The organism is Methanosarcina sp. A14 (assembly GCF_001729375.1).
Taxonomy (GTDB): domain Archaea; phylum Halobacteriota; class Methanosarcinia; order Methanosarcinales; family Methanosarcinaceae; genus Methanosarcina; species Methanosarcina barkeri.
In genome coordinates this window covers 1-4348 of the sequence record NZ_LZPK01000316.1, presented here as the reverse complement: position 1 = coordinate 4348, position 4348 = coordinate 1, and the positions used below count along the sequence as shown (strand labels likewise).

At 40.9% G+C, this 4348-nt stretch carries 3 protein-coding genes; all 3 read left to right on the top strand.

Going from position 1 to position 4348, the window contains the following annotated elements:
• Positions 1–619 (top strand): sulfide/dihydroorotate dehydrogenase-like FAD/NAD-binding protein (locus A9239_RS13835; RefSeq protein WP_069575348.1); only part of this gene is annotated, 619 nt, incomplete at its 5' end.
• A gap of 16 nt (positions 620–635) precedes the next feature.
• On the top strand, positions 636–2045 hold the full coding sequence (gene gltA / locus A9239_RS13830; protein ID WP_048156154.1) for an NADPH-dependent glutamate synthase: 1410 nt from the start codon (positions 636–638) through the stop codon (positions 2043–2045).
• A 479-nt stretch (positions 2046–2524) separates the two neighbouring features.
• Positions 2525–3766 (top strand): pentapeptide repeat-containing protein, encoded by a 1242-nt coding sequence (locus A9239_RS13825; protein ID WP_048156159.1) that lies wholly within the window; start codon positions 2525–2527, stop codon positions 3764–3766.
• Positions 3767–4348: the final 582 nt, after the last annotated feature.

Sequence of the window (4348 nt, the reverse complement as noted above, 5' to 3'; positions counted from 1 at the left end):
GCTTTCTGCAGGCGAGTTTCTTGAAGACGTCGTCGGACCTCTTGGCACTCCTTCCGATGTAAGAAAACTTGGTACTGTTATCCTTGTAGGTGGCGGAGTAGGAGTTGCACCGGCTTATCCCCAGGCAAAGGCTTATAGCAAAGCGGGCAACAAGGTAATTTCCATTATAGGAGCCCGGAACAAAGACCTTCTCATCCTTGAAAAGGAAATGAAGGATGCCAGTTCCGAACTGTATATCGCAACCGATGACGGATCAAAAGGACACCACGGATTTGTTACCGATATAATGAAACAGATTCTGGATAGCGGGGAAGAGGTTGCAAGAGTTGTAATTATTGGACCCCCAATAATGATGAAAGTAGGGACAGGAGTAGCTTCTCCCTATAATGTTGAAATTCTGGTAAGCCTTAACTCTATTATGGTAGACGGGACAGGTATGTGCGGCGGCTGCAGGGTTACAGTTGACGGAAAAACCAGATTTACCTGCGTTGACGGGCCTGAATTTGATGCACGGAAAGTTGATTTTGTTCAACTCATGAACAGGCTTGCAATGTACCGCGGCGAAGAGACAAAAGCTGTGGAAAAATACGATGACGAATGCAGGTGTGGACTGCACTAAATGGAGGGGATGAAAAATGCAAGAATTAAATGGAGAAAAAACCGTAAAAGCAAAGAAAGAAAGGACCCCTATGCCAGAACAGCCTGCGGAAGAGCGCAGGAAGAACTTTAATGAGGTAGCTCTCGGCTACACGAAAGAAGATGCTCTTGCCGAAGCCTCCCGCTGTCTATCCTGCAAGGAACCGAAATGTGTTGAAGGCTGCCCTGTGAATGTGGATATTCCGGGCTTTATCAAGCTTGTCTGCGAGGAAGACTTCGCAGGGGCAATAGAGAAGATTAAAGGCACAAATGCCCTTCCTGCCATCTGCGGTCGTGTCTGCCCCCAGGAAACTCAGTGTGAAGCTCTCTGCGTACTCGGAAAGAAGGGACAGCCAGTTGCTATCGGAAGGCTCGAACGTTTCTGCGCTGATTATGAGCGCCAGCAGGGAGTAAAGGTTCCTGAAGTTCCGAAACCTACAGGAAAGAAAGTAGCTGTTGTAGGTTCAGGGCCTGCGGGTCTCACTGCCGCAGCAGATCTTGCAAAGCTGGGCCACAAAGTCACTGTTTTTGAATCTCTACACAAAGCCGGCGGAGTTCTGAGTTACGGCATTCCGGAGTTCAGGCTGCCAAAGGAAATTGTTCGGCAGGAAGTTGAGTACATTGAGAAACTCGGAGTAGAGTTCAAGCCCAACTATATCATCGGCAGGATCAAGACCTTAGACGAGCTCTGTGACGAATTTGATGCGGTCTTCATGGGCACTGGCGCAGGTCTCCCGAACTTTATGGGAATTCCAGGCGAAAACTTCAACGGCGTTTACTCTGCAAACGAGTTCCTGACCCGTGTAAACCTCATGAAAGCCTATGACCCTGAATATGATACCAGAGTCAGGCTTGGAAGGCACGTTGTGGTGGTCGGTGGCGGAAATGTGGCAATGGATTCCGCTCGCTCAGCCCTCCGCCTGGGCGCTGAAGAAGTCAGCATAGTCTATCGCCGTGGGGAAGAAGAGATGCCAGCCCGCAGGGAAGAAATCGAGCACGCAAAAGAAGAAGGTATAACCTTCAGGCTCCTTACAAACCCCGTCCGCATTCTTGGCGACGATAAATTCAATGTTACCGCAGTCGAATGTATTAAAATGAAACTCGGCGAACCTGACAAATCAGGCAGAAGAAGACCTGTCCCTGTAGAAGGTTCGGAATTCACTATTCCTGCCGAAGTTGTTGTTATCGCCATAGGCACGTCCCCGAACCCCATGATTTTCAAAGGCTCGGAAGGCCTTGATAAGAACAAAAAAGGCACTGTTGTCGCAGACGAAGAAACCGGTGCGACCTCCAAGTGCGGAGTCTTTGCAGGCGGAGATGTTGTCACAGGCGCAGCAACCGTTATCAGTGCAATGGGCGCTGGCAAGAAAGCCGCAAAAGCAATTGATGAATATTTGAAAGAACAGTGAAACCAGAATATTCTGGTTTTCTTTTTTAGTTTAAAAGCTATTAAATTTTGCAATTTTCTATTTTTTGAGTGAGTAAAAACGCTAATAGAAGAAATATAAAAAGTGCCCTTATGTGTATCCCATACTTTTTTCTCTCAACCTTCGTTATCGGTCATAACCCTTGTATTTCTATAAGCTATGGAATAACCGAGTTAAGAGAAACATACTCCAGAGTTCAAAACTTATAACATGAATTTTAGAGAGTACAACGTAAAAATAATAAGCTGGTAATAAAAAATTGGTTCAAAACTCTTGTATCTGAAATTGAGGGAATGTTAATGCAACTTCCCTTATTCCGTGCAGGTAGTTATACACGCAACTTGAAGAAAAAGCCTGTAAATGGCAAAATAAAAAGAAAGATATGTGAAAGAGTTTCTATTGTAGAGCCTAATAATAAGAAAACGTAAAAAAGTTCTTTAATAACAGTCCTGGTGGAAACTTTGGCGAGAGTAATAGATATTTTTTATAAATGCTATGAGAAACAAAGACAGTACCCTAAAATATGGATTTTTTTGGGTGTTATAATCGTTGTATGGTTGTTTTTTTGGTTTCCACATTGGGAAGTAGCTAAATATGGAATAACAGATCCTAAAGACGTATCTGATGCAGAAAATAGTCACCGTTCTACTTTAGCTCAAATATTAGGTGGTGTTGCTGTTGGTATCGGTCTTTACTATACATGGCGGCGGGTTAATATCGCCGAAAATAGTTTGAAACATTCTCAGGAGACTCTTGTAGCTAATCAAAAAATTGCTCAGGATAATCTAAAAGTACTGCAGGAAGGACAGATTACTGAACGCTTCACTAGGGCTATTGATCAGTTAGGAGCTATTGACCAATTAGGTAATCCAGCAATTGAGATTAGATTAGGTGGAATATACGCTCTTGGAAGAATCGCAGACGAATCGAAGAAAGACTATTGGCCAATTATGGAAATTTTAACAGCGTATATTAGAATGAATTCGAATTGTCAATTTAACGAAAATGATATAAAAACCGAAGTTGTGACAAAAGTTATTCGAGATAATGACAACAAGTGTCCCAAAGTACTAGAAGTAACAAATTTTTCAGTCGATATTAATGCGGCTCTTACAATTATCGGAAAACATGAGAAGCCGGTTACTGTTATTAATGGAGAGAGTAATCATCTTCTAAGTTTAGTTGGAACTTATCTTAAAGGAGCTGAACTTATATCGGGTCATTTTGAAGATGTAAGCTTTAGGCGAGCTAATCTTAAAGGAGCTAACTTTAGTTATTGTTTTTTTAATTGTGCTTATTTTGGAGAGGCTCACCTTGAAGGAGCTAACCTTTCGAAATCTAATTTTTCAGAGGGTTCCTTTTATAAAGCTCATCTTGAAGGAGCTAATCTTATTGAGGCTCATCTCGAAAGTACATTCTTTAGAGAAGCAAATCTTGAAGGGACTAAACTTCTAGGAGCTTATCTTGAAAATGCAGACTTTGAAGGGACTTGTCTGAAAGGAGTTAAAAACTTAACAATTGATCAGCTTTCTAAAGTAAAAACGCTTTACAATGCGAGATTAGATGATGAGCTTCGTATACCACTAGAAAAAAAGTATCCTGAACTTTTTACAAAAAATGGTAAAAACTCCCGGTCCAGAAGAACAGTCGTGGAAAATAATACAGGCCTGGCCGCAGGAGAGACTTTAGAGTTAAAAAACTGATATGTTTTACACCTACCACTATCAGAAAAAGCCTGTAATTGGGATAAAAGTAACACCAACAGTGTATTCCGTTATTTTCCGGAAACAACTGTATTCCTGCTATGATATGACTGAAATTACGAGAAGGAATGTAAGATCCCCCTGCAAAAATCCAGTAGTTTACAAGGAATATTACTGCATTTTTGAGTTTTTCCTGAATTCCTTTCTCATTGCGTTTTTGTGTTTCCATTAACAGTAAAAAAGCCTATCATTCTAAGCCGCTTTGAGACATTTTTAAAATAAGACCTGAGTTTGACAGTTTGATTTTTATGTGGAAAGATTGTTTTCATATCCGTTGGAATGATAAGTAATATTATTTCAACAAATTTTTGCCCATTTTTTACGATTTAATTTGACAGATGATTCTCTTTCTCTTGATGGCCATTTTTATGATTTTTGACCAAATTTTTGGTATAGAATTTGACAGATAGCATGAATCTAAGATAAAATATAGATACTATCCAAAAAGTCAGGTCCAAAAGTGCTAAAATGGGACAAAAATTTATATTAATTTACCTTATAGCTGACTTTCCGCAGATGTCC